The 25,399-nt window shown below is 68.1% G+C and carries 18 protein-coding genes and 1 tRNA gene; 15 read left to right on the top strand and 4 right to left on the bottom strand.

Features of this window, described 5'->3' with window-relative positions; genetic code table 11:
- The first annotated feature begins 90 nt into the window (after positions 1-90).
- From gltB to AADV74_RS05680, 4 genes are all read left to right on the top strand, one after another.
- Positions 91-4,668, top strand: coding sequence for a glutamate synthase large subunit (gene gltB / locus AADV74_RS05695; protein ID WP_342112516.1), 4,578 nt, complete (start codon positions 91-93; stop codon positions 4,666-4,668).
- A gap of 53 nt (positions 4,669-4,721) precedes the next feature.
- Positions 4,722-6,179 (top strand): glutamate synthase subunit beta, encoded by a 1,458-nt coding sequence (locus AADV74_RS05690; protein WP_342112515.1) that lies wholly within the window; start codon positions 4,722-4,724, stop codon positions 6,177-6,179.
- Between the two features lie 53 nt (positions 6,180-6,232).
- Entirely contained in the window at positions 6,233-7,648 is a 1,416-nt protein-coding gene (gene pyk / locus AADV74_RS05685) for a pyruvate kinase (protein WP_342112514.1), read from the top strand.
- 101 nt (positions 7,649-7,749) lie between these two features.
- Positions 7,750-10,209 (top strand): phosphoketolase family protein, encoded by a 2,460-nt coding sequence (locus tag AADV74_RS05680; RefSeq protein WP_342112513.1) that lies wholly within the window; start codon positions 7,750-7,752, stop codon positions 10,207-10,209.
- A 1-nt stretch (position 10,210) separates the two neighbouring features.
- Here the strand turns inward: AADV74_RS05680 and AADV74_RS05675 are convergent, their stop codons facing one another.
- Complete coding sequence (locus AADV74_RS05675) at positions 10,211-11,266, bottom strand: YihY/virulence factor BrkB family protein (RefSeq protein WP_342112512.1); 1,056 nt, start codon at positions 11,264-11,266, stop codon at positions 10,211-10,213.
- Positions 11,267-11,367: 101 nt separating this feature from the next.
- On the opposite strand from AADV74_RS05675, the gene AADV74_RS05670 reads away from it, so the two are divergent.
- Positions 11,368-12,546 (top strand): low temperature requirement protein A, encoded by a 1,179-nt coding sequence (locus AADV74_RS05670; protein ID WP_342112511.1) that lies wholly within the window; start codon positions 11,368-11,370, stop codon positions 12,544-12,546.
- Here the strand turns inward: AADV74_RS05670 and AADV74_RS05665 are convergent.
- Complete coding sequence (locus tag AADV74_RS05665) at positions 12,497-13,366, bottom strand: SDR family NAD(P)-dependent oxidoreductase (protein ID WP_342112510.1); 870 nt, start codon at positions 13,364-13,366, stop codon at positions 12,497-12,499. The genes AADV74_RS05670 and AADV74_RS05665 overlap by 50 nt on opposite strands.
- A 93-nt stretch (positions 13,367-13,459) precedes the next feature.
- Here AADV74_RS05665 and AADV74_RS05660 point away from each other — a divergent pair, with 93 nt between their 5' ends.
- The 3 genes from AADV74_RS05660 to AADV74_RS05650 all read left to right on the top strand — a co-directional run bounded on the left by AADV74_RS05660 (position 13,460) and on the right by AADV74_RS05650 (position 15,332).
- Entirely contained in the window at positions 13,460-14,239 is a 780-nt protein-coding gene (locus AADV74_RS05660) for an SDR family NAD(P)-dependent oxidoreductase (protein WP_342112509.1), read from the top strand.
- A gap of 71 nt (positions 14,240-14,310) precedes the next feature.
- Positions 14,311-15,150, top strand: coding sequence for a GAF domain-containing protein (locus tag AADV74_RS05655; protein WP_342112508.1), 840 nt, complete (start codon positions 14,311-14,313; stop codon positions 15,148-15,150).
- On the top strand, positions 15,147-15,332 hold the full coding sequence (locus AADV74_RS05650) for a hypothetical protein (RefSeq protein WP_342112507.1): 186 nt from the start codon (positions 15,147-15,149) through the stop codon (positions 15,330-15,332). Before AADV74_RS05655 ends, AADV74_RS05650 begins: the two co-directional genes overlap by 4 nt.
- Before the next feature lie 66 nt (positions 15,333-15,398).
- Here the strand turns inward: AADV74_RS05650 and AADV74_RS05645 are convergent.
- Positions 15,399-15,479, bottom strand: a tRNA-Leu gene (locus AADV74_RS05645).
- 37 nt (positions 15,480-15,516) lie between these two features.
- Between AADV74_RS05645 and AADV74_RS05640 the strand changes: the two genes are divergently transcribed.
- Positions 15,517-16,125: an ANTAR domain-containing response regulator gene (locus AADV74_RS05640; RefSeq protein WP_055818249.1), complete on the top strand. Its 609-nt coding sequence runs from the start codon at positions 15,517-15,519 to the stop codon at positions 16,123-16,125.
- A gap of 114 nt (positions 16,126-16,239) precedes the next feature.
- Here the strand turns inward: AADV74_RS05640 and AADV74_RS05635 are convergent, their stop codons facing one another.
- On the bottom strand, positions 16,240-16,662 hold the full coding sequence (locus AADV74_RS05635) for a hotdog fold thioesterase (protein ID WP_135119499.1): 423 nt from the start codon (positions 16,660-16,662) through the stop codon (positions 16,240-16,242).
- Positions 16,663-16,728: 66 nt separating this feature from the next.
- Between AADV74_RS05635 and polA the strand changes: the two genes are divergently transcribed.
- The 6 genes from polA (at position 16,729) to AADV74_RS05605 (ending at position 25,393) form a co-directional block, all read left to right on the top strand.
- Positions 16,729-19,410, top strand: coding sequence for a DNA polymerase I (polA, locus tag AADV74_RS05630; RefSeq protein ID WP_342112506.1), 2,682 nt, complete (start codon positions 16,729-16,731; stop codon positions 19,408-19,410).
- Between the two features lie 43 nt (positions 19,411-19,453).
- Positions 19,454-21,130 (top strand): DUF885 domain-containing protein, encoded by a 1,677-nt coding sequence (locus AADV74_RS05625; RefSeq protein WP_342112505.1) that lies wholly within the window; start codon positions 19,454-19,456, stop codon positions 21,128-21,130.
- A gap of 2 nt (positions 21,131-21,132) precedes the next feature.
- Positions 21,133-21,786, top strand: coding sequence for a DUF4166 domain-containing protein (locus AADV74_RS05620; protein ID WP_342112504.1), 654 nt, complete (start codon positions 21,133-21,135; stop codon positions 21,784-21,786).
- On the top strand, positions 21,783-22,781 hold the full coding sequence (locus tag AADV74_RS05615) for an epimerase (RefSeq protein ID WP_342112503.1): 999 nt from the start codon (positions 21,783-21,785) through the stop codon (positions 22,779-22,781). The genes AADV74_RS05620 and AADV74_RS05615 overlap by 4 nt, the downstream gene beginning before the upstream one ends.
- A 109-nt stretch (positions 22,782-22,890) precedes the next feature.
- Positions 22,891-24,339, top strand: a complete 1,449-nt coding sequence (rpsA, locus tag AADV74_RS05610; RefSeq protein ID WP_342112502.1) for a 30S ribosomal protein S1 — start codon at positions 22,891-22,893, stop codon at positions 24,337-24,339.
- A 199-nt stretch (positions 24,340-24,538) separates the two neighbouring features.
- Entirely contained in the window at positions 24,539-25,393 is an 855-nt protein-coding gene (locus tag AADV74_RS05605) for a hypothetical protein (protein ID WP_342112501.1), read from the top strand.
- Positions 25,394-25,399 lie beyond the last annotated feature (6 nt).

The raw sequence follows: 25,399 nt of genomic DNA, 5'->3' as shown, positions 1-25,399 counted from the left end.
GCGACAGGATCCCCACCGGGGACGTACGCGACTTGTTTCCTTTCGGGCCGACGTCGTCCCGCCTCCGATAGCTTCCTGAGGGCGGTCTCCATGGCAGTAACACCCGTGTTCTCACGTTTCAGTGCGGTCCCCGCGCGACAGGGTCTCTACGACCCCGCCGCCGAGAAGGACGCCTGCGGTCTGGCGATGGTCGCGACGCTCCGCGGCACGGCCGGTCACGACATCATCGAGACAGCGCTCAACGCCCTGCGCAACCTCGAGCACCGTGGCGCCGTCGGCTCCGACGCCGGAACCGGCGACGGTGCCGGCATCATCACCCAGATCCCGGATGCCTTCCTCCGTGCCGTCTCCGGCTTCGGCCTGCCCGAGGTCGGGCGCTACGCCGTCGGCAACGCGTTCCTCCCGACGGACCCCACGGCCCGCAGCAACGTGAAGCGCCGCCTCGCGCAGTTCGCGCAGGAGGAGGGGCTGGTCGTGCTCGGCTGGCGCGAGATCCCCGTGCGCCCCGACGAGGTCGGCTCGCTCGCCCGCGCGGCCATGCCGGCCATCCAGCAGCTCTTCCTCTCCAGCGCCCAGACCGACGAGAACGGAGACGCCCTCAGCGGCCTCGCCCTCGAGCGTCAGGCCTACAGGCTGCGCAAGCGCGTCGAGCGCGATCTCGAGGTCTACTTCGCGTCGTTGTCCAGCCGCACCCTCGTCTACAAGGGCATGGTCACCACGCTCCAGCTCGAGCCGTTCTACCCAGATCTCTCCGACGAGCGCTTCGCCTCGAAGCTCGCCCTCGTGCACTCGCGGTACTCCACGAACACCTTCCCGTCCTGGCCGCTGGCGCAGCCGTTCCGCATGATCGCCCACAACGGCGAGATCAACACCATCCAGGGCAACCGCAACTGGATGCGCGCGCGCCAGTCGCAGCTGGAGTCGGAGGTGCTCGGCCCGATCCAGCCGCTGCTTCCCATCGTGACCCCTGGGGGCAGTGACTCGGCCTCCTTCGACGAGGTCGTCGAGTTGTTGCAGCTCACAGGCCGCTCGCTTCCGCACGCCGTCATGATGATGGTCCCCGAGGCGTGGGAGAAGCAGACCGAGATCGACCCGGAGCGTCGGGCGTTCTACGAGTACCACTCGATGCTCATGGAGCCGTGGGACGGCCCGGCGGCGATCGTCTTCACCGACGGCTCGCTCGTCGGCGCCACCCTCGACCGCAACGGCCTGCGCCCCGGTCGGTTCCTGGTGACCGATGACGGTCTCGTCGTGCTCGCCAGCGAGATCGGCGTCATCGACGTCGACCCGTCCAAGGTGGTGCGCAAGGGGCGTCTGCGCCCCGGACGCATGTTCCTCGTCGACACCGAGGCCGGGCGGCTCATCGAGGACGACGAGATCAAGGCGGAGCTCGCGGCCGCCCAGCCGTGGGGCGACTGGCTCACCGACGAGCGGATCAAGCTCTCCGACCTGCCCGAGCGAGAGCACATCGTGCACCCGCCGGCATCGGTCGTGCGCCGTCAGAAGACTTTCGGCTACACAGAGGAGGAGGTGCGCATCCTCCTCTCGCCGATGGCGAGGAACGGAGCCGAGCCTCTCGGCGCCATGGGGTCGGACACCCCGATCGCCGTGCTCTCGGATCGTCCGCGCCTCATCTTCGACTACTTCACGCAGCAGTTCGCCCAGGTGACGAACCCGCCGCTGGACAGCATCCGTGAAGAGGTCGTCACCTCGCTCGGAACCTCCGTCGGCCCCGAGCGCAACCTGCTCAGCGCCGGGCCGGAGCACGCCCGCCAGGTCGTCCTCACCTTCCCGGTGATCGACAACGACGAGCTCGCCAAGATCCAGCACATCGATCCAGACCCCGGGGCGCGCACCGCGTCGACGATCAAGGGCCTGTACCGGGTGGATGCCGGCCCCGAGGCCCTGCGCGACCGCCTGGCCGAGATGTGCGCCGAGGTCGACGAGGCCATCGCAGCCGGCGCGGAGTACATCGTGCTGAGCGACCGCGACTCCACCAAGGAGCTCGCGCCCATCCCCTCGCTGCTCATGACGGCTGCCGTTCACCACCACCTCATCCGCGCCCAGAACCGCATGAAGGTCGGACTCCTCGTCGAGGCCGGCGATGTGCGCGAGGTACACCACGTGGCGCTGCTCATCGGCTACGGGGCATCCGCCGTCAACCCCTACCTCGCCATGGAGACCAGCGAGAACCTCGTGCGCTCCGGCGTGCTGCAGGGCGTCACTCCCGAGAAGGCCGTGGCCAACGTCATCAAGGCCCTCGGCAAGGGCGTGCTCAAGATCATGTCGAAGATGGGCATCTCCACCATGGCGTCCTACGCCGGCGCCCAGGCCTTCGAGGCGATCGGCCTCTCCGACGACTTCATCGCCGAGTACTTCACCGGAACCACGTCGAAGCTCGGGGGCATCGGCATCGACGTGATCGCTGCCGAGAACCTGGCGCGCCACACGGCCGCCTACCCCGAGGACGCAGCTGCCACGGCGCACGAGCGTCTCGCGACGGGGGGCGAGTACCAGTGGCGCCGCGACGGCGCCCCGCACCTGTTCAACCCCGAGACGGTTTTCAGGCTGCAGCACTCGACGCGCACGCGCCGCTACGACATCTTCCGCGAGTACACCAAACTCGTCGACGACCAGGCCGAGCAGCTCATGACCCTGCGCGGCATGTTCAGGTTCAACGGCGCCCAGCGCACTCCCGTTCCGATCGACGAGGTCGAATCCGTCGCCTCGATCGTGAAGCGCTTCTCCACGGGGGCGATGAGCTACGGCTCCATCTCCAAGGAGGCGCACGAGACCCTCGCCATCGCGATGAACCGCCTCGGCGGCAAGTCGAACACCGGCGAGGGCGGCGAGGATCTCGACCGTCTGCTCGACCCGGAGCGCCGCAGCGCCATCAAGCAGGTCGCCTCGGGCCGCTTCGGCGTCACGAGCATGTACCTGACCCACGCGACGGACCTGCAGATCAAGCTGGCCCAGGGCGCCAAGCCCGGTGAGGGCGGGCAGCTGCCGTCGACCAAGGTCTACCCCTGGATCGCCCGCACCCGCCACGGCACCGCCGGTGTCGGCCTCATCTCGCCGCCGCCGCACCACGACATCTACTCGATCGAGGACCTCAAGCAGCTCATCTTCGACCTCAAGCGGTCGAACCCGAGCGCGCGGGTGCACACCAAGCTGGTGAGCCAGTCCGGCATCGGTGCCGTCGCAGCCGGAGTGGCCAAGGCGCTCTCCGACGTCATCCTGGTCTCCGGCCACGATGGTGGAACCGGCGCCAGCCCCGTCAACTCGCTGAAGCACGCGGGAACGCCGTGGGAGCTCGGTCTCGCCGAGACCCAGCAGACCCTCATGCTGAACGGCATGCGCGACCGCGTTGTGGTGCAGGTCGACGGCCAGCTGAAGACCGGCCGCGACGTGCTGATCGGCGCCATGCTCGGCGCCGAGGAGTTCGGCTTCGCGACGGCCCCGTTGATCGTCGAGGGCTGCATCATGATGCGCGTCTGCCACCTCGACACCTGCCCTGTGGGCGTCGCGACGCAGAACCCCGTGCTGCGCGAGCGCTTCAACGGCAAGGCGGAGTACGTGGTGAACTTCTTCGAGTTCATCGCCCAGGAGGTGCGCGAGTACCTCGCCGAGCTCGGCCTCCGCAGCCTCGACGAGGCCATCGGACGCCGGGACCTGCTCGACGTCGACCACGCGGTCGAGCACTGGAAGGCGTCCGGCCTCGACCTCGCGCCCATCCTCGTCGGGCCCGACTTCTCCGATTCGGAGCCGCGCAAGAACGCGCGCGGCCAGGAGCACGAGCTCGACAAGCACTTCGACAACGAGCTCATCAGGCTGAGCGCCGACGCCCTCGACCACGGATCGCCCGTCGAGATCGCCCTGCCGATCCGCAACACCGAGCGTGCCGTCGGCACGATGCTGGGTCACGAGGTCACGGTGCGCCACGGCGAGAACGGACTGCCGTCCGGCACCATCTCGGTCACCCTCACGGGATCGGCCGGACAGTCGTTCGGCGCATTCCTGCCCAGCGGAATCTCGCTGCGGCTCGTCGGCGACTCCAACGACTACGTCGGCAAGGGTCTGTCCGGCGGCCAGATCGTCGTGCGCACCCCTGAGGGGTCGACCTTCGAAGCTGAGCACAACGTCATCGCCGGAAACGTGATCGGCTACGGCGCGACCCAGGGTGCGATGTTCATCGGCGGCATGGTCGGCGAGCGCTTCCTGGTGCGCAACTCGGGAGCCACAGCCGTCGTGGAGGGCGTGGGCGACCACGCGCTCGAGTACATGACCGGCGGCCTCGCGCTCATCCTCGGGGAGACCGGCCGCAACCTGGGCGCCGGCATGTCCGGAGGCACGGCCTACGTGTTCGACCTCATCCCCGAGCGCGTCAACACTGACTCCCTCGCATCGGGGGAGCTCGACCTGCTCCCGCTCGGCAGCGCCGATCGCGAGATCGTGCTCGATCTGCTGCGCCGGCACGCGTCCGAGACCGGATCGGTGCTCGCCGAGCGCCTGCTCTCGGATGAGGAGGCGACCCTCGGTCGCTTCACGAAGGTGCTCCCGCGCGACTACGCCGCGGTGCTCGAAACTCGCAACACGGCCGTCGCCGAGGGGCTCGACCCCGACGGGGAAATCGTTTGGACGCGCATTCTGGAGGTCACTGGTGGCTGAGAGAGCTGTTCGTCTGGACAAGGCTGTGCTTATTCAAGACTCGGAGGTGACCGGTGGCTGACCCCAAGGGATTCCTGAAGACCACGGATCGCGAACTGCCCGCCCGCCGCCCGGTTCCGGTGCGGCTCATGGACTGGAAAGAGGTGTACGAGCAGGGGGACGCCACCCAGCTCCGACGCCAGGCCGGCCGCTGCATGGACTGCGGCGTGCCTTTCTGCCACCAGGGCTGCCCGCTCGGAAACCTCATCCCCGAGTGGAACGACCTCACCTGGCGCGGCGAGGGCCATGCGGCGATCGAGCGACTCCACGCCACGAACAACTTCCCGGAGTTCACGGGCCGTCTGTGCCCGGCGCCCTGCGAGTCGGCCTGCGTCCTCGGCATCAACCAGCCTGCGGTCACCATCAAGCAGGTCGAGGTGTCGATCATCGACCAGGCATTCTCGAGCGGCTGGGTGCAGCCGCACCCGCCCGGACGCCTGACCGGCAAGACCATCGCCGTCGTCGGTTCCGGCCCCGCCGGCCTCGCCGCGGCCCAGCAGCTGACGCGTGCCGGCCACACAGTCGCCGTCTTCGAGCGCGACGACCGCATCGGCGGTCTGCTGCGCTACGGCATCCCCGACTTCAAGATGGAGAAGCGCCACATCGATCAGCGCCTCCAGCAGATGACCGCGGAGGGCACCCGCTTCCGCGCCGGAGTGAACATCGGCGTCGACATCACCTGGGACGAACTGCGTCGCCGCTACGACGCCGTGATCGTCGCCACCGGCGCCATGATCCCGCGCGAGCTCCCGATCCCCGGCCGTGACCTCTCAGGCGTGCACTTCGCCATGGAGTACCTCACCCAGTCCAACCACGTGGGCGCCGGAGACAAGGTGTCCGACCAGATCACCGCAGAGGACAAGCACGTCATCGTCATCGGCGGCGGGGACACCGGTGCCGACTGCATCGGAACCGCGCACCGCCAGAGTGCCGCATCCGTCACCAACCTCGCCATCGGCAAGCAGCCGTCCACCGGGCGTCCAGAGCACCAGCCCTGGCCGATGGACCCGACGGTCTTCGAGATCTCGAGCGCACACGAGGAGGGCGGCAACCGCCAGTTCCTCGCCTCGACGGTCGAGTTCCTCTCGAACGAGGCCGGTGAGGTGCGCGCCCTGCGCGTCGCCGAGACCGAGTACCTCGACGGACGCCGCGTTCCCAAGGCCGGCACCGAGCGCGAGATCCCCGCCGACCTCGTGCTCATCGCGATGGGCTTCACCGGCCCGGAGCAGCAGGACCTCGGTTCGCAGCTCGACGTGGCCTTCGACGGCCGCGGCAACGTGGAGCGCGACGGCGACTACGCGACGGGTCACGCCGGCGTCTTCGTGGCAGGCGACGCGGGTCGCGGGCAGTCGCTCATCGTCTGGGCGATCGCCGAGGGACGGGCTGCGGCTGCGGCCGTCGACCGGTACCTTGAAGGAACGACGGAACTGCCGTCGCCCGTGCGCCCGACTGACCGCGGCTTCACCATCTAAGACTTTTCACGAGGCCCCACAAGGGCTGCACAACAATCGGAGTAGAAACGCACATGAGACGCGCGAAAATCGTCGCAACACTCGGCCCGGCAGTGTCGAGCTATGAGAACATCCGGGCGATCATCGACGCCGGCGTGGACGTCTGCCGGATGAACCTGAGCCACGGCAGCTATGACGTGCACGAGGGCATCTACCAGAACGTCCGCAAGGCGGCCAACGACTCGGGCAAGGCCATCGCCGTGCTCGTCGACCTGCAGGGCCCGAAGATCCGTCTCGGCAAGTTCGAGGATGGACCCTACGAGCTCGCTGAAGGCGACATCTTCAAGATCACCACGGAAGACATCATCGGCAACAAGGACATCTGCGGCACGACCTTCAAGGGCCTGCCCCAGGATGTCGCCCCCGGCGACTTCCTCCTGATCGACGACGGCAAGGTGCGCGTCGAGGTCGTCGAGACCGACGGCACCGTCGTCACCACCAAGGTGATCGTCGCGGGCCCGGTCTCCAACAACAAGGGCATCAACCTGCCCGGCGTCGCGGTCAACGTTCCCGCGCTGTCCGAGAAGGACGAGGCCGACCTGCGCTGGGGCCTGAAGCTCGGCGCGGACATCATCGCGCTGTCGTTCGTGCGCGACGCCCACGACATCGTGCGCGTGCACGAGATCATGGACGAGGAGGGACGCCGCGTCCCCGTCGTCGCCAAGATCGAGAAGCCGCAGGCCGTCGACCACCTCGAGGAGATCGTCGAGGCGTTCGACTCGATCATGGTCGCCCGTGGCGACCTCGGCGTCGAGCTCCCGCTCGAGGCCGTCCCGATCGTGCAGAAGCGCGCCGTCGAGATCGCGCGCCGCCTGGCCAAGCCGGTCATCGTGGCGACGCAGATGCTCGAGTCGATGATCCACAGCCCGGTTCCCACCCGCGCCGAGACCTCCGACGTCGCCAACGCCGTGCTCGACGGTGCAGACGCCGTCATGCTCAGCGGAGAGACCAGCGTCGGCGAGTACCCCGTCATCACGGTGCAGACCATGGCACGCATCGTCGAGTCGACGGAGCAGCACGGCCTGGAGCGCATCCAGCCCCTCGGCACCAAGCCGCGCACGCAGGCCGGCGCCATCACCCTCGCCGCGGTCGACGTGGCCAACTTCGTCGAGGCCAAGTACCTCTGCGTGTTCACCGAGTCCGGTGAGTCCGTGCGACGGATGTCGCGTCTGCGTTCGCAGATCCCGATCCTGGCCTTCACACCGGATCCCGCCATCCGTCGCCGCATGGCGCTCAACTGGGGCGTCGAGTCCTTCGTGGTGGACCGCGTGACCCACACCGACCAGATGGTCGGACAGGTCGATGAGCTCCTGGCCAAGACCGGCAAGGCGCAGATCGGCGAGAAGGTCGTCATCATCTCCGGATCCCCTCCCGGAATCCCCGGCACCACCAACGACGTGCGCGTGCACATCGTCGGTGAAGTTCTCTAGGGGATCGTTCTCCTGACGTTCGACGGGCCGGTGCGGATCATTCCGCACCGGCCCGTCGTGCGTTCCTAGGATGGAGGTACGCAACGCGACGGAGGAACACGATGGCCGCAGGTGCAGCATCCGATCAGAGCTGGAACAGCCGGGCGGACTCTCCGCTCACCGATGAGACCATCGCCGAGATCGACGCGTGGTGGCGGGCGGCCAACTACCTCTCGGTCGGGCAGATCTACCTCTTGGCCAATCCGCTGCTGCGCGAGCCGCTCACGCGCGAGCACATCAAGCCGCGCCTCCTCGGGCACTGGGGCACGACGCCCGGCCTGAACTTCATCTACGCCCACCTCAATCGCGTCATCCGCGAGCGCGACCTCGACACGATCTACATCGCGGGCCCAGGCCACGGCGGTCCGGGCATGGTGGCCAACGCCTACCTCGACGGAACCTACAGCGAGATCTACAACGACATCGACAGGTCAGACGAGGGAGTGCGCAAGCTGTTCCGTCAGTTCTCGTTCCCCGGTGGCATCCCGAGCCACGCGGCTCCCGAGACCCCCGGATCGATCCACGAGGGCGGGGAGCTGGGCTACGCGCTCTCGCACGCCTACGGTGCGGCCTTCGACAACCCCGACCTTCTGGTGGCCGCCGTCGTGGGCGACGGCGAGGCCGAGACCGGTCCGCTCGCCACCGCCTGGCATTCGAACAAGTTCCTGGATCCGGCCACCGATGGCGTCGTGCTGCCGATCCTGCACCTGAACGGCTACAAGATCGCCAACCCCACGGTGCTGGCGCGCATCCCCGAGGAGGAGCTGTTCGAGCTGATGCGCGGGTACGGCTATACGCCCTACCTCGTCTCGGGCGGCTTCGACGGCGAGGACCCCATCGCCGTGCACGAGCGCATGGCGTGGATCCTCGACGAGATCCTCGACCGCATCGCCGAGATCAAGCGCAGCGCGGCCGACGGCACCCTCGAGGGCCGGCCGGCCTGGCCCATGCTCATCCTCCGCACTCCGAAGGGCTGGACCTGCCCACCTGCCATCGACGGGCATCCGGCCGAGGGCAACTGGCGGTCCCACCAGGTTCCGTTGGCTGATGCGCGGGACACCCCGGAGCACACGCGTGTGCTCGAGGAGTGGATGCGCTCCTACAGGCCGGAGGAGCTGTTCGACGAGTCAGGCGCCCCCGAGCCCGACGTCGTCGCTCTGGCGCCGGTCGGGGAGAGAAGGATGAGCGCGAACCCTCACGCCAACGGCGGGTTGCTGCGGCAGGCGTTGCGCCTGCCGGACTTCCGCGACTACGCGGTCGACGTGCCGGAGCCCGGCGCGACGATCGGGGAGGCGACGCGGGTGCTCGGCACCTGGCTGCGTGACGTCATCCGTGACAACCCGTCGAACTTCCGCATCTTCGGGCCGGACGAGACGGCCTCGAACCGCCTGAGCGACGTGTTCGAGGTGACGGACAAGCAGTGGAACGCCGAGCGCTGGCCGATCGACGACGACAACCACCTCGCCCGCTCGGGGCGGGTCATGGAGATGCTCAGCGAGCACCAGTGCCAGGGCTGGCTCGAGGGCTACCTGCTCACGGGGCGGCACGGCATCGTGAACTCCTACGAGGCGTTCATCCACATCGTCGACTCCATGTTCAACCAGCACGCCAAGTGGTTGAAAGGCTCGCGCGCTCTTCCATGGCGTCGCCCGGTGTCGTCGCTCAACTACCTGCTGAGCTCGCACGTCTGGCGGCAGGACCACAACGGAGCCTCGCACCAGGACCCCGGCTTCATCGACCACGTCGTGAACAAGAAGGCCGACGTGGTGCGGGTCTACCTGCCGTTCGACGCGAACACGCTGCTCTCGACGTACGACCACTGCCTGCGCTCGGTCGACTACGTCAACGTCGTGGTGGCCGGGAAGCAGCCGAGTCCGAACTGGCTCGCGATGCCCGAGGCCATCGAGCACTGCACGCGCGGCCTCGGGATGTTCGACTGGGCCGGCACCGAGGTGTCGGGGGAGGAACCGGATGTGGTGCTCGCCTGCGCAGGCGACGTGCCGACGGTGGAGATCCTCGCTGCAGCGCAGATCCTCCGCGAACGGGTGCCGACGCTGCGGGTACGCGTGGTCAACGTCGTCGACCTCATGAGGCTGCAGAGCGAGGGCGAGCATCCGCACGGGCTGTCCGACAGAGAGTACGACGCCGTCTTCACGCCGGACAAGCCGGTGATCTTCGCCTATCACGGGTACCCGTGGCTCATCCACCGGCTGACCTACCGCCGAACCGGGCACGCGAACCTGCACGTGCGGGGCTTCAAGGACGAGGGGACCACCACGACGCCGTTCGACATGGTGATGCTGAACGACATCGACCGGTTCCACCTCGTCACCGACGTGATCGACCGCGTTCCCGGGCTCTCAGCCCGGGAGGGGATGCTGCGTCAGGAGATGCAGGATGCCCGCATCAGGGCGAAGGCGTACACCCGGGAGCACGGTGAGGACATCCCCGAGGTCGCCGAGTGGTCGTGGACCGGATCGACTCCGGCCGGTCCGTTCTCGACCGGCGGCGACAACGACTGAGTCAGTCGCGCGGGTCGACGCGCTCGGGGGCCCGGGGAGCGCTGCCGTACCGGATGGCGCGCCCATCGGCCTCGTCGCCGTCGGCGCGGGCGGCTCGCTTCTCGGCGAGTGCCGTCGTGCGTGGCGGCATCCGGAGCGTCTCCTCGGCGGCGATGCCCGACTGCAGTTGCCTGCCGCGTTCGACCTCTGAGTCGAACTCGGCGCCGAACAGCAGCGCCAGGTTCACGATCCAGAGCCAGACCAGGAAGATGAGGGCGCCGGCGAGCGACCCGTAGACGCGGCCGTAGTTCGAGAAGCTGAGCACCCAGAGGAAGAACAGCGCCGAAGACACCACCATGGTCGTGAGCGCCAGCAGCGCGCCCATGCTGAGCCAGCGGAAGCGGCGCTGGTGCACGTTCGGGGTCGAGTAGTAGAGCAGGCCGATGACGACGATCGCGAGCAGCACGAGCACGGGCCACTTGACGATCGCCCAGATGCCGAGCCACGGTTCGCCGATGCCCACGGCCTCGCCGACGGCGTCGGCCACGGAGCCCGACAAGACCAGGATCGTGCCCATGATGCCGAGCAGCAGGGTGAAGACCAGGCTGATGAGCAGTTGCTGCGGCTTGAGGACCGTGAAGCCGCGACCCTCGTCGACCTCGTAGATGCGATTCATGGCGCGGCTGAAGGCGCCGACGTAGCGCGAGACCGTCCAGATGGTCAGGGCGACACCGAACACCAATGCGAACCATCCGGACGAGTTCGCGAGCTGGCCGAGCGCATCCTCGATCTCGCCGAGGTCGGTGTCGGGGAACGCCTCCTTCAGGATGCCGAGCACGGAGGTGATCGAGCTGTCCCCGTCGCCGAAGACCACGAAGCCGGCCACGACGGCGATGAGGGCGGGGAAGATCGACAGCACGCCGTAGTAGGTGAGCGAGGCTGCGGCGTCGGGCAGGTCGTCGAAGCCGAACTCACGGGTGGTGCGCTTGAGGATGTACTGCCACGTCTCCCGGCGCAGGTCCTGGGGTCCGGAGGGCTCGGCGTCCTCGTCGATGGCACGCGTCTGGTCCTGCGTCACGGATGCTCCCGATCTCTGTCGGGAATGGTCACTCCCGCTTCTGCTCCGTCGGCTCGTTCAGCTCTGTCGGCTCTAGCAATGTACCGTCTAGTCTGGGCGGCGTGAGCCAGCAGCAGACAGCGCCCGAAGGTCTCGTCCGCACCCCACGGCACGCGCAGTGGTTGGAGCTGTTCTTTGACCTCGTGATGGTCGCCTTCGTCGGCGTACTGGCGCACCGCCTGCACGGGGAACCGTCCGCCTTCGACTTCGCGACCTTCGTGGTGCTCTTCTTCCCTGCGTGGTGGGTGTGGGTGAATGTCACGATCACGATGAACCTCTACGGGGCCGTCGTCACCCCGAGGATCTGGGTCATGGTGAGCGTGGTCATGCTCTCGGTGGGGATCATGGCCGCTGCGGTGTCCGAGGGGCTGGGGGAGCGCGCCTGGGCCTACGCGGCAGGCAACGCCGTCATCCGTCTGGTGATCCTCATCCCGTGGTGGATGGCGAGGCGGCGAGGCGGAGTGCCCTGGTATCGCTCACTCACCTACAACGGCCTGACGGCTCTCATCTGGGCTGTCTCGATCGTGGTTCCGCAGCCTGCGCAGTTCGTGCTCTGGGGCGTCGCGATCGGCGTCGAGGTGCTCCTCCTCGCCTTCCTCGGCAACCAACGCACCTGGCTGCGCGACAACCTCGACATCGACCACATCGCCGAGAGGGTAGGCCTCTTCGTGGTCATCGTGTTCGGCGAGACGATCCTCTCGATCATCGCCGAGATCGACCAGCACTGGACAGCGGCATCCGGGATCACGGCGATCCTCGCATTCGCGGCCATCTCCGGCCTCGCGTGGGCGTTCTTCCAGTACGGGGCCCGGAGCGCGGAGGACGGATGGCACCGACTGCAGCGCGTCGGAGACATGCGCGCGCTCCGTGACACCGTGATGTACCTGCCGTTCGTGCTCGTGGTCGGCATCGTCATGCTCGCGGCCGGGCTCGGAACCGCGGTGGCCGAGGCCGGTCACCCTCTCCCCGTGGGAGCCACGACCTGCATAGTGGCCGGCATCGCGCTGTTCTACGCGGCCAACGCCGCCGTCGCCCTGCGATACGGCGAACCGCCGCGTCGTGTGGCCCGGTGGGGGATCATCGGGGTGCTGCTGCCGTTCCTGCTGTTCGCGGTGGCGGCCCTCGCCGATGCGGGCGTCGTCGTCGCGGCCGTCGTCCTGGTCATCTCGGGAATGGTCGCCATGGCCGAGATCAGCCGGCGGCGTCCTCGGTCCGGTCGGGCGCGATCCACCCGCTCGTGACCGCCTGCACCGCCGAGCCGTCGAGATCGCGCAGGGTGACGCCGACGAAACGCTGGGCCGCGGCGGAGGTCTGCACGCGCGTAGGGGGAGAGTCGGCACCGATGACCTCGAGGATGACCGCAGCGATGTCGCCCGGCTTCTGCGCTGCCGCCGGGTCGAAGGTCGCGCGGGCGTGCCGCACGTACGCATCGAGGGCCGGCGCGTAGTCGGTTCCGGCGACACGCTCCAGTGCGGCGCCGATGCCCGCGTTCCCGGCGAACTCCGTGTTCACGGCTCCGGGCTCCACGATGGTCACTGAGACGCCGACGGATGCCGCCACCGGCGCGAGGCTCTCGAGGAATCCCTCGACGGCGAACTTCGCGGCGCAGTAGGCCTCGTTGAACGGCTGCCCGACGATGCCCCCGACGCTCGAGACCGTGACGATCCGGCCGCCGCTGGCACGCAGGTGGGCGAGTGCGGCCTTCGTCAGCGCCACCACTCCGAAGTAGTTGACCTCCATGGCCGTTCGGTACTCCTCGAGCGAGTCCTGCTCGATGGTGCCGACGTGGCCGGCGCCGGCGTTGTTGACCAGCACGTCGAGGCGGCCGTGGTCGGCCACGACGGCGTCGACGACGGCGACGACGGCAACGGCATCCGTCACATCGAGAGCACGGATGTCGAGTTCGACCCCGGCCTCGCGCGCGGCATCCCGCAGCGGACCCGCCTTGGCGACGTCGCGCATCGTCGCCACGACGGTGGCGCCATCCGAAGCGGCGGCCACCGCGGTGGCCAGGCCGATCCCCGAGGACGTTCCGGTGATGAGGACGATCGATTCGTTCATGGGAGCCCCGATTCCGCGCAGGATGCGCATCAGCCATTCCACCACGGATGCCGCACCCCTACTGTTGGCAGCAGGCCGACAGTGGGGAGCATCATGGATCTGGGACTGACCGACAGGACAGCCGTCGTGACCGGGGCGAGCAAGGGCATCGGTCTCGCCGTGGTGCGGGCGTTCGTGGCCGAGGGCGTGCACGTGATCGCGGGTGCGCGATCGTCGTCGGCCGAACTCGACGAGCTCGCCGCCGGCGGATCCGTCGACGTCGTCGCCGTCGATCTCTCCGAGCCCGATGGCCCCGGGCGTCTCATCGCCTCCACCGACAGGCAGGTCGACATCCTGGTCAACAACGTCGGCCTGGCCACCGCCCGCACCGACGGCTTCCTCTCCGTCAGCGACGAGCAGTGGGTCGCCTCGCTGAACCTCAACCTCCTGGCCGCCGTGCGGGCCTGCCGCGCCGTGCTGCCCGGCATGATCGCGGCTGGTTCCGGCTCGATCGTCAACGTCGCCTCGGTGAACGCCTACCTGCCCGACCCGGCAGTGATCGACTACTCGGCAGCGAAGGCGGGCCTCGCGAACTTCGCCAAGTCCCTGTCGAAAGAGGTCGGCCCGTCAGGCATTCGAGTGAACAGCGTGAATCCGGGGCCGGTGAAGACGGCGCTCTGGCTCGGCGACGGCGGCATCGCGAGCTCTGTGAGCGGCGCGACAGGACTGAGCCGCGAGCAGGTGCAGAACGGTGCGGTGGCGGATGCAGCCACCCGGCGCTTCACCACACCGGAGGAGGTGGCCGACCTCGTCGTCTTCCTCGCCGGCGATCGCGCGGCGAACATCACCGGTGCCGGCTTCGCCATCGACGGCGGCCTGGTGCAGTCGCTCTGATCAGCCCGTCGGCTGGCCGAGCCGGTCGCGGAGCCGGGTCCGGTGACGGTGGCTCCGCCTAGCGTGAGTGTATGACCGAACGCACCCCAGGACGATGGAAACGGGTCGGTCTGACGACGCTGCGGATAGCCGTGCTGGCCGTCGTCGCGGCCGGTGGGCTGGTTCTCGAAGCGAGGCAGGACGCCGTGGGCGACTTCCTCGACGGCTTCAGCTGGCAGTGGTTCTACACAGTCGCCGGTTGGGCGTTGATCCTGCTCGGAATCGTGTCGCAGGTCGTGTGGGGGTGGCGGGTCGATCTCATCGAGGCACGCAACACCAACGACGTCGCCCAGATCCGCGTCTCGATGAAGGACGCGCTGAAGCCCGTGCTGGCGAAGGTGTCGGAGATGCCCGACCTCGATGCCGATGGCCGAGCCGCCCACCTGGCCGTCGTGGCCTCCGACGCCTCGTGGGCTCTGGCCACGTTGCTCCTGCGGCACGTCGATCGGGCGCGGGTGGGCGTCTACGGGATGTCCGGTGACGGGAGTGCCCTGCGCATAGTGGGGTACGGCGGACGAGGAGAGAAGCCCGGTGAGTTCCTCGCCGGGCGCCCCGGTGCCGATCTCGCCCTGCAACGGGTGAAGGACGGCTCGCCGCTGATCGTGCATGATCGACGCAGCGATCCGCCGCCGGGCTGGGATCGTGAGAGTGCCGAGTGGCGGTCCTTCGTGTCGGTGCCCGTCGTCAGCAACGACGGCTTCGCGTACGGCATGCTGAACGTCGATTCGCCCAGCGAGGAGATGTTCCAGGACACCGAACAGCAGATCGTGTCGGTGGTTGCGGAGATACTCGCCATAGCATTCGCTCTCGCCTTCCCGAAGAGCGAACGACGGGCTCCCGCCAGGGGGCGAAAGGTAGGAGCACGAACATGAGCACAGTGTCCATTGCCGGTCTGCCCAGTGCAATCGGCCGCGTGCGCGTGAGCAACCACACCCGCATCGAGACGCCCGACCTGAGTGATCGCTCGGCGGTCGAGGCGATCTTCGCGGATGCCGCCCGCATCGTGAAGGCCGAACGTGCGCGCCGCAGGCCCTGGAGCCGCGGGGCTCGCTGAGGGGTCCTGCCCTGCATGATGAACGGCCCGACTCCTGCAGGGTCGGGCCGTTCTCTCTGTGTATCGTGCCGGTGGTGGGACTCGAACCCACACGTCTCTCGACAAAGCATTTTGAGTGCTCCGCGTCTGCCATTCCGCCACACCGGCGCACGAGCCTGCATCAGGATACCGTAGGCTTTCCGACGTGACTGACGCAGATACCTCCACCGTTCCCCCTCGGCGCGTCGTCGTCGCAGAGGATGAGTCCCTCATCCGTCTCGACATCGTCGAGATCCTCCGCGACAACGGCTTCGACGTCGTCGGAGAGGCCGGAGATGGCGAGACGGCAGTGGCCCTCGCGACCGAGCTGCGCCCCGATCTCGTCATCATGGACGTCAAGATGCCGAAGATGACGGGCATCCAGGCTGCAGAGCAGCTCTCCAAGAACCACATCGCCCCGGTCGTCCTCCTCACGGCCTTCAGCCAGAAGGAGTTGGTCGAGCAGGCCAGCGAGGCCGGTGCCCTCGCCTACGTCGTCAAGCCGTTCACGCCGAACGACCTGCTGCCCGCCATCGAGATCGCCCTCGCCCGGTATGCCCAGATCATCGCCCTCGAGGCCGAGGTCGGCGACCTCGTCGAGCGTTTCGAGACCCGCAAGCTCGTCGATCGCGCCAAGGGCCTGCTCAACGAGAAGATGGGCCTGTCGGAGCCCGAGGCGTTCCGCTGGATCCAGAAGGCGTCGATGGACCGCCGTCTCACCATGCACGACGTCGCCCAGGCGATCATCGAGCAGCTTGCGCCCAAGAAGGCGTAGCGGTCTCACCCGCTCGCTGAGGACCGGACGAGGTCCGCGGCCGAAGCGCCGATTGTGGCGTGCACCGCGTTCGCTTCGGTCGCGCCCTTCGCGCGGACCTCAGCGAGCGAAGGCTCAGCGGCCGGAGACGTCCTTGATCAGGTTCGTGATCCTGATGGTCGAGCAGCGCCGCCCCTGATCGTCCGAGATGGCGATCTCGTGCGTCGTCAGCGTACGCCCGAGGTGGATGGGCGTGCAGACGCCCGTGACCCAGCCGCTCGTGGCGGAGCGCGTGTGCGTGGCGTTGATCTCGATGCCGACGGCGAGCTTGCCCTCGCCGGCGAAGAGGTTCGCGGCCATCGATCCGAGCGACTCGCCGAGCACGACGTAGGCGCCGCCGTGCAGCAGCATCGCGGGCTGCGTGTTGCCCTCGACCGGCATCCGCGCCACCGATCGCTCGACGCGGAACTCGGTGAACTCGATCCCCATCTTCTCGGCGAGGGCTCCCATGCCCCGGGTCTGAACCCAGTCGATCCGGTCGGGGGTCTCGTCGCTCATCGTCGCCTGTCGGTCGGGGCATCCGCGGTGCCGGAGCGTGTCGGATGCGGCTTGTAGTCTGGGGTCGTGTCAGACGCCGAAAAGCCTACCCTCCTCGTCATCGACGGCCACTCGCTCGCCTTCCGGGCCTTCTACGCCCTCCCCGTCGACAGTTTCCGTACCCGCGACGGGCAGCACACGAACGCCATCCACGGCTTCCTGTCGATGCTCCTGCTGCTGCTCCAGAACGAGAAGCCGACCCACATCGCCGTGGCGTTCGACATCTCGCGGCACTCCTTCCGCACCCGCGAGTACGCCGAGTACAAGGGCACCCGCGGCGAGACCCCGCCCGAGTTCATCGGGCAGATTCCGCTCCTGCAGGATGCGCTCGCTGCGATGAACATCGTCACGGTCGAGAAGGAGGACTACGAGGCCGACGACATCCTCGCCACCTTCGCTAAGCAGGGTGTCGAGCAGGGCTTCCACGTGCTCCTGGTCTCGGGCGACCGCGACACCATCCAACTGGTGAACGAGAACGTCACCCTGCTCTACCCGAACTCCCAGGGGGTCTCGCAGCTCAAGCGCTACGACCCTGCGGCGGTCGAGGAGCGCTACGGCATCCGCCCTGAGCAGTATCCCGAGGTCGCTGCGCTCGTCGGAGAGACCAGCGACAACCTTCCCGGCATCCCCAAGGTCGGAGAGAAGACGGCCGTCAAGTGGCTGGGCCTCTACGGTTCGCTGCAGGGCATCCTCGACAACGCCGACGAGATCAAGGGCGTCGTCGGCCAGAACCTCCGCGACAACCGCGAGAACGCCGTGCGCAACCGACGCCTCAACCGCCTGGTCGACGACGTCGAACTCCCCGTCGGCCCGACGGACCTGACGCGCCAGAAGATGAACGAGGACGCGGTGCGGGAGATCTTCGGCCGCCTCGAGTTCCGCACACTCCTCGACCGCGTCTACAAGCTCGAGGGCAGCGGCACGACCGCCGGTGCCGAGGGTGCCGCCGAGATCGCGGCCGCCGCCCCGGGCGTTCCGGCCACTCCGACCCCGCGCCAGCTCCTCGACGAGGAGCTGCGCGCCTGGTTCGAGAAGGCCACAGCCGCCCACCCCGACGGACTCGGCCTCTCGGTCGAGACCCTCGACGGCAAGGTCATCGGCTTCGGCGTCGCGAGCGCCACCGAGGTGCTCGACATCCCGTGGCAGGCCGGCCGAGCCGACTACCTGCCGTTCGAGACCTGGCTCGCCAGCGACGCCCCCAAGATCCTCACCGACGCCAAGCCGCAGCTGAAGGCCCTGAAGCGCAGCGACCTCGTCCTCGGTGGCCTCCGCACGGACAACCTGGTCGCCGGCTGGCTGCTGCGCCCGAGCCTGCAGGAGAAGAACCTCGCCCAGCTCGTGCAGCGCTACCTGCACGAGGTCATGCCGGAGGCCGACGCCAATCAGCTGGTGCCAGACGACTCCGTTGTCGCCGGCCCGCCCATCCAGGCCTGGTACACGCTGCGGGTGGCTCCGGTCATCCTCGGCGAACTCTCCGAGGGCTCCCGCAGCGTGCTCTCCGACATCGAGATCCCGGTGCTCCTCGCCCTCGTCGACATGGAGCTCCGCGGCGTCACCGTGAGCCACGAGCAGCTCTCCGCCCTCTCCAGCGAGCTGGGCGAGAAGGCAGCTGGCCTCGCGGCATCCGCCTACGCCGAGATCGGCCGGGAGGTGAACCTCGGTTCGCCGAAGCAGCTCCAGGACGTGCTGTTCGACCAGCTGGGCATGCCGAAGACCCGCGCGAACAAGACGGGGTACTCGACGGATGCCGGTGCCCTGGCCGACCTGCAGGAGTCGAACCCGCACCCCTTCCTCGACCTGCTGCTGCAGCACCGCGACGCGACGAAGCTGCGCCAGATCGTCGAGACGCTCGACAAGGCGATCGACGCGACGGGCCGCATCCACACCACCTACGTGCAGGTGGGCTCGGCCACCGGGCGCATCTCCTCCAACGACCCGAACCTGCAGAACATCCCCGTGCGCACCGAGGAGGGTCGCCGCATCCGTGCGGCCGTCCAGGCCGGCTCCGGCTACCAGACACTGCTCACCGCCGACTACTCGCAGATCGAGATGCGCATCATGGCACATCTGTCGGGTGACCCCGGACTCATCGAGGCCTTCAACTCCGGTGAGGACCTCCACAGGTTCGTTGGCGCGCGCATCTTCGGCGTCGAGCCCGAGGACGTCACAGCACTCCAGCGCACCAAGGTCAAGGCCATGTCGTATGGCCTGGCCTACGGCCTCAGCGCCTTCGGCCTGTCGAAGCAGCTCCGCATCGACACGGCGCAGGCCAAGCAGCTCATGGGCGACTACTTCGAGCGCTTCGGCGCCGTACGCGCCTACCTCCGCCAGGTCGTCGAGCAGGCCAAGGTCGACGGCTACACAGAGACGATCTTCGGTCGCCGTCGTCCGTTCCCCGAACTCGCCAGTCCCAACCGCGTGCTGCGCGAGGGTGCTGAGCGTGCGGCGCTCAACTCGCCGATCCAGGGCTCGGCCGCCGACATCATCAAGATCGCGATGATCGGCATCGAGCAGGACGTGACCGAAGCCGAACTGGGCTCGCGCATGCTCCTCCAGGTGCACGACGAGCTCATCTTCGAGGTCGTCGACGGCGAGTGGGAGCGGCTCGAGAAGATCGTGCGCGGTCGCATGGCCGGCGCCGCCGACCTGTTGGTGCCGCTCGAGGTGCAGGTCGGCCGCGGAGACGACTGGGACTCCGCGGCGCACTGACCGGTTCGAGCACGGGGGCGCTCCCAGCCCATAGGCTCGAAGAATGACGGCTGACACCCCGCGTACCCCCACTGCCATCGACCGCATCGCCGAGGACTGGGTCGACACCCTCGTGGTGCTCGAACCGACCCTCGGTACCTACATCGGACGCACCGAGGTCAACGACCGCTTCGCGGACCTGTCTCCGGCCGGCCGCGATGCCGTCGTCGACGCCGGTCGAGAGGTGCTGTCCGCGCTGGAATCGGCCGCTCCCGTCGACGACATCGACACCGTCACCCAGGCCGACCTGGCGAGCGAGTTGCGGCTGGCCATCGAGAGCCACGATGCCCGCCTGCACCTGCGGGACCTGAATGTGATCGCCAGCCCCGTGCAGGACCTGCGTGACGCCTTCGACCTCATGCCCACGGACACCGTGGAGGACTGGGAGACCATCGACACGCGCCTCGGCGCCCTTCCGGAGGCTCTCGACGGCTACATCGAGACACTGCGCCAGGGCATCCGAGAGGGTGTCACTCCAGCCAAGCGCCAGGTACGCGAGGTCCTCACCCAGGCGCGCAAGCTCGCCGCGAACGACGGCTTCTTCTCCAGCTTCGTCGCCGACGCGGAACTCGCCGATGGCGACCTCCCCGCCTCCCTCGCCAAGCAACTCTCCGCCTGCGCCGGAGCATCGGCCACCGCCTACGGCGAACTCGCCGAGTTCCTCGCCAACGAACTCGAGCCTGCAGCAACCGACCGTGACGCCGTCGGCCGCGACATCTACGCGCTGCAGTCGCGGCACTTCCTCGGCGCCACCATCGACCTCGACGAGACCTACGAGTGGGGCATCGAGGAGCTCGCCCGCATGGTGGCCGAGCAGGAGGCGATCGCCCGCGAGATCAAGCCCGGGGCATCCGTCCAGGAGGCGATCGAGTTCCTCGACGGCGATGCCAGCCGCAAGCTGCACGGCACGGATGCCCTCCAGCGCTGGATGCAGGAGACCAGCGACCGCGCGGTCGCCGAACTCGGTGCCACGCACTTCGACATCCCCGAGGAGATCCGCACGCTCGAGTGCATGATCGCCCCCACCCAGGAGGGCGGCATCTACTACACCGGGCCGACCGACGACTTCTCCCGCCCCGGCCGCATGTGGTGGTCCGTGCCCGTCGGCGTGACAGAGTTCGACACCTGGCGCGAGCTCACCACCGTCTACCACGAGGGTGTTCCCGGCCATCACCTGCAGATCGGGCAGGCCGTCTACAACCGCGCGAAGCTCAACACCTGGCGACGTCAGCTGGCGGGCACCTCCGGCCACGCCGAGGGGTGGGCTCTCTACGCCGAGCGACTCATGGAGCAGCTCGGCTACCTCGACGACCCCGCAGACCGCCTCGGCATGCTCGATGGCCAGCGGATGCGGGCCGCCCGCGTCGTGCTCGACATCGGCGTCCACCTCGAGAAGCAGCGTCCGGACGGCAACGGGCCGTGGACCGCGGAGTACGCACTGGAGTTCATGCGCGCCAACGTCAACATGAGCGACGAGTTCATCCGCTTCGAGGTGAACCGCTACCTCGGCTGGCCGGGCCAGGCGCCGTCCTACAAGGTGGGCCAGCGCATCTGGGAGCAGCTGCGCGACGACGCCGCCGCCCGCGAGGGGTCGGCGTTCTCCATCAAGGAGTTCCACCGGCGCGCCCTCGACCTGGGTGGCGTCGGCCTCGACACCCTCCGCTCCAGCCTGCTCGGCTGAGCGTGGGGCATCCGCTCTCTCCCTACGAGCGCGCGCTCGGTGACGCGGTCGCGGAGCTGCATCCGCGTCTCCATGCCTACTTCGCGCCGGTTCCGGCCGGCTCGGTCGGGCGGGGCAGCGGCGTGTTCGACGTCGTCGGCACCCCGCGACGATGGACTTGGCCCGTGCTCGCCGTGCTCGCCCGCTCCGGGGTGGTGTTCCCGGTCTGGCAGCGCGATGTGCCGTTCACCGTCGAGAATCGCTGCACTCCCGATGGGGCCGTCGTCGCCCGCAGGATCTTCGACCTCGACGGTGGCGAGCGCACCATGGTCGACAGGGTCTCGATGACCCCCATCGGCCTCATCGACGAGCTCGGCCACGGCCGCCGCGGGGGAGTGGTGCGGGCTGCGTTCCGGGCCGCCGTCGTCGACGGCGCACTGGTCCTCGACTCGACCCGGGTGGGCGTGCGGCTCGGATGGCTGCGCTTCGAGCTTCCCCGACTCCTCGCGCCACGAGTGACGCTGGTCGAGCGCTTCGACGATGCCAGCGCACGGCAGCATGTGGCCGTGGCGATCGACCTGCCCGTCGTCGGGCGGTTGTACGAGTACTCGGGTTCGTTCGCCTACGCCATCACCATCGCAGCAACCGAGATCGCAGTGACCGCGGGGGAGAAGTGACGCGGAGAGTCGTCATCGCCGGAGCATCGGGCTTCATCGGGCGGGTGCTGATCGCACGCTACGAGGATGCCGGGTGGGAGGTGCGCACCATCGGCCGCTCCGGTGCCGATGCGCGGTGGGGTGACGCTGCCGGCATCACGGCCATGCTCGACGGCTCCGAACTGCTCATCAATCTCGCGGGAAAGAGCGTCAACTGCCGGTACACGGAAGCGAACCGGGCCGAGATCTTCCGCTCGCGTCTCGAGACCACGGCCGAGCTGCGCCGCGCGATCGCGGCGACGACCGCGCCTCCGGCCCTCTGGGTCAACTCGTCGACGGCGACCGTCTACCGGCACGCCGAGGACCGACCGATGACGGAGAGTACCGGCGAGCTCGGCACGGGATTCTCCGTCGCCGTCGCGAAGGCCTGGGAGGCCGAACTCTTCGCCGACGCCCTGCCCGGCACCCGCAGGGTCGCGTTGCGCATGGCGATCGTGCTCGGCGACGGGAGCGTCATGCCACCGCTCGTGATGCTGGCGAGGTTCGGCCTCGGCGGCCCGCAGGTCGACGGCCGCTGGTTCGCCACGCGCGCGCGGAAGCGGAACGGAACACAGCACGCGTTTCGTGCCCGTGGGGGAGCGCAGAAGTTCAGCTGGATCCACATCGACGACGTCGCTGGCATCATCGACTTCCTGGTCGAGCATCCCGACGTCGACGGCATCGTGAACGCCAGCTCGCCGCATCCGTCGGACAACCGCACGTTCATGGCGACCCTGCGGCGCGTGCTGGGCGTGCGCTTCGCCCTGCCCGCCCACCGCTGGATGCTCGAGGTGGGATCCGCCGTCATCCGCACCGAGACCGAGCTCGTCCTGAAGAGCCGGTGGGTGGTGCCGGAGCGTCTGGATGACGCCGGCTACGCCTTCATCTGGCCTGATCTGGAGCCGGCGCTCCGCGACATCCTGCTGCCGGCCGGGCCTGCGGCGGACGGTTTGCGATCGGCCCCTCGAAACGGGTAGTCTGGACTGTCACATTTGTGACATCTATCCGCACGCCTCTCGCGGAAAACCAAACTCTGCAACATCACCGCGAGCGGCCTGATCCTGTCCGTACTGGAGCAACTACTACATGACAACCGCAACGACCGAGAAGGCAACGAAGCAGGTCGCCATCAACGACATCGGCTCAGCCGAAGACTTCCTTGCCGCGGTCGAGAAGACACTGAAGTTCTTCAATGATGGAGACCTCATCGAGGGCACCGTCGTGAAGATCGACCGCGACGAGGTTCTCCTCGACGTCGGCTACAAGACCGAGGGTGTCATCCCCTCGCGCGAGCTTTCCATCAAGCACGATGTCGACCCCTCCGAGGTCGTCAACGTCGGCGACACCGTCGAGGCCCTCGTTCTCCAGAAGGAGGACAAGGAAGGCCGGCTCATCCTGTCGAAGAAGCGTGCTCAGTACGAGCGTGCGTGGGGCGACGTCGAGAAGATCAAGGAGGCCGACGGTGTCGTCACCGGTTCGGTCATCGAGGTCGTCAAGGGTGGACTCATCGTCGACATCGGACTCCGCGGATTCCTCCCGGCATCGCTCATCGAGCTTCGCCGTGTGCGCGACCTCACGCCGTACCTCGGCCAGGAGATCGAGGCCAAGATCCTCGAGCTCGACAAGAACCGCAACAACGTGGTCCTGTCGCGCCGTGCCCTGCTCGAGCAGACGCAGTCCGAGAGCCGCACCACCTTCCTGAACAACCTCCACAAGGGCCAGGTCCGCAAGGGCGTCGTCTCGTCGATCGTCAACTTCGGTGCGTTCGTCGACCTCGGCGGCGTCGACGGTCTCGTCCACGTCTCCGAGCTCAGCTGGAAGCACATCGAGCACGCCAGCGAGGTCGTCGAGGTCGGTCAGGAAGTCACCGTCGAGATCCTCGAGGTCGACCTCGAGCGCGAGCGCGTGTCGCTTTCGCTCAAGGCCACCCAGGAGGACCCGTGGCAGGTGTTCGCCCGTACCCACGCGATCGGTCAGGTCGCTCCGGGTAAGGTCACCAAGCTCGTTCCGTTCGGTGCGTTCGTGCGCGTCGCAGACGGCATCGAGGGCCTCGTCCACATCTCCGAGCTCTCCGGCAAGCACGTCGAGCTCGCCGAGCAGGTCGTGTCCGTCGGCGAAGAGGTCTTCGTCAAGGTCATCGACATCGACCTCGAGCGTCGCCGCATCTCGCTGAGCCTCAAGCAGGCCAACGAGGGTGTCGACCCCGAGGGCACCGAGTTCGACCCGGCGCTCTACGGAATGCTCACCGAGTACGACGACGAGGGCAACTACAAGTACCCCGAGGGCTTCGACCCGGAGACCAACGACTGGCGCGAGGGCTTCGAGACCCAGCGCGAGAAGTGGGAGCAGGAGTACGCAGCTGCCCAGGCTCGCTGGGAGGCTCACAAGAAGCAGGTCGCAACGGCCAACGACGAGATCGCCGCGGTTCCTGCCGCTGCAGGTTCCTCGTTCACGAGCGAGTCGGCTTCCGCCGGCACGCTCGCTGACGACGAGTCGCTCGCCGCGCTTCGCGAGAAGCTCTCGAGCAACAACTAGATCCGTCTGACGGAATGAACGGCCGGGTCCTTCTGGACCCGGCCGTTTCATCGTTCCTGGCCGGTGAGCAGTCCTCGGGTGTGGCCGCCTTTGGGGTGACGGATGCTCGCCTTCGGGCATCCGCTCCGTGTTAGCGTGACTCGTCCCATGCTCCCCACCCAGGCGAACCAGCCTCGGAACACCACCCGAAGGACCTCGTGTGAAGCGCTGGATCCTCATCACCGCAGCCCTCGTGGTCGGCGTGATCGCGGCCGCCGTCGCGCTTCCGGGTGTCGTTGGAGCCAGCTATGCGGCGTGGAACGCGACCGCTCCGGTGACCGCAGGGGTCTCGGCCGGGACCTGGTCGTCGACACCCACGCCGACGCCGACTCCGCCCACCAGCGGGAACCCGATCATCTCGGGCTCGGGTCCGACGACCATCGTGGCCCTGAACTGGCAGCTCGGGAGCCCCGTGCAGTTCTGCACCTCCGGTCTGAAGGTCGGCACGACCTCGAGCACTCCCGTTCCCTGGGTTCTGACCATCGACACGAAGCGGGCACCTTTCAACGGTGCCGTCCCCACGCAGATCGAACCCGGCGCGACGACCAGCGGACCGAACGCGAGCGGAATCCTCACGATCACCGGGCTGAACTCGCTCTCGGGGAGCCAGGCGCAGGACGTCTCCATCTGCGTGTACGTCGAGGGCAAGCCGCCGGCGGTCTCCGCTGCCGGCCCGTCCACCTATACCGTCGGGCCCTTCGAGATCACCAGCTACAACGGCTTCGAGTACGCGTGCATCCGCGGAACAGTGACGGGGTACTCGCAGTTCTACGTCGGCTGGACCGCGACTGTCGACTGGGATGCCGTGCTTGCCGCGAAGTACGGCCGCGGATCGACCGAGTACCAGAAGCTCATCGCCAAGCCGCTGGGCTCGTGGCTCGCCACCGGGCCGCGCGGCGGAGGCACCATGGCAGTGACGCGGAGCGGCACCACCTACACCGGCTCGGGAAACGAGGGCTGGACCAGTTCCGGAACCAAGGTCGGCGAGACGCAGGTCGTGACGGCCTGCACCTAGGCTGTG

This window comes from Leifsonia stereocauli (genome assembly GCF_038432415.1).
GTDB classification, from domain to species: Bacteria; Actinomycetota; Actinomycetes; order Actinomycetales; family Microbacteriaceae; genus Orlajensenia; species Orlajensenia stereocauli.
This window is presented reverse-complemented; position numbering and strand designations above follow the sequence as displayed.

Coding starts and splice junctions, on each gene's coding strand:
- gltB (WP_342112516.1), top strand. CDS start 91: ATGGCAGTAACACCCGTGTTCTCACGTTTCAGTGCGGTCCCCGCGCGA.
- pyk (WP_342112514.1), top strand. CDS start 6,233: ATGAGACGCGCGAAAATCGTCGCAACACTCGGCCCGGCAGTGTCGAGC.
- AADV74_RS05680 (WP_342112513.1), top strand. CDS start 7,750: ATGGCCGCAGGTGCAGCATCCGATCAGAGCTGGAACAGCCGGGCGGAC.
- AADV74_RS05665 (WP_342112510.1), bottom strand. CDS start 13,366: ATGAACGAATCGATCGTCCTCATCACCGGAACGTCCTCGGGGATCGGC.
- AADV74_RS05660 (WP_342112509.1), top strand. CDS start 13,460: ATGGATCTGGGACTGACCGACAGGACAGCCGTCGTGACCGGGGCGAGC.
- AADV74_RS05655 (WP_342112508.1), top strand. CDS start 14,311: ATGACCGAACGCACCCCAGGACGATGGAAACGGGTCGGTCTGACGACG.
- AADV74_RS05650 (WP_342112507.1), top strand. CDS start 15,147: ATGAGCACAGTGTCCATTGCCGGTCTGCCCAGTGCAATCGGCCGCGTG.
- AADV74_RS05635 (WP_135119499.1), bottom strand. CDS start 16,662: ATGAGCGACGAGACCCCCGACCGGATCGACTGGGTTCAGACCCGGGGC.
- AADV74_RS05625 (WP_342112505.1), top strand. CDS start 19,454: ATGACGGCTGACACCCCGCGTACCCCCACTGCCATCGACCGCATCGCC.
- rpsA (WP_342112502.1), top strand. CDS start 22,891: ATGACAACCGCAACGACCGAGAAGGCAACGAAGCAGGTCGCCATCAAC.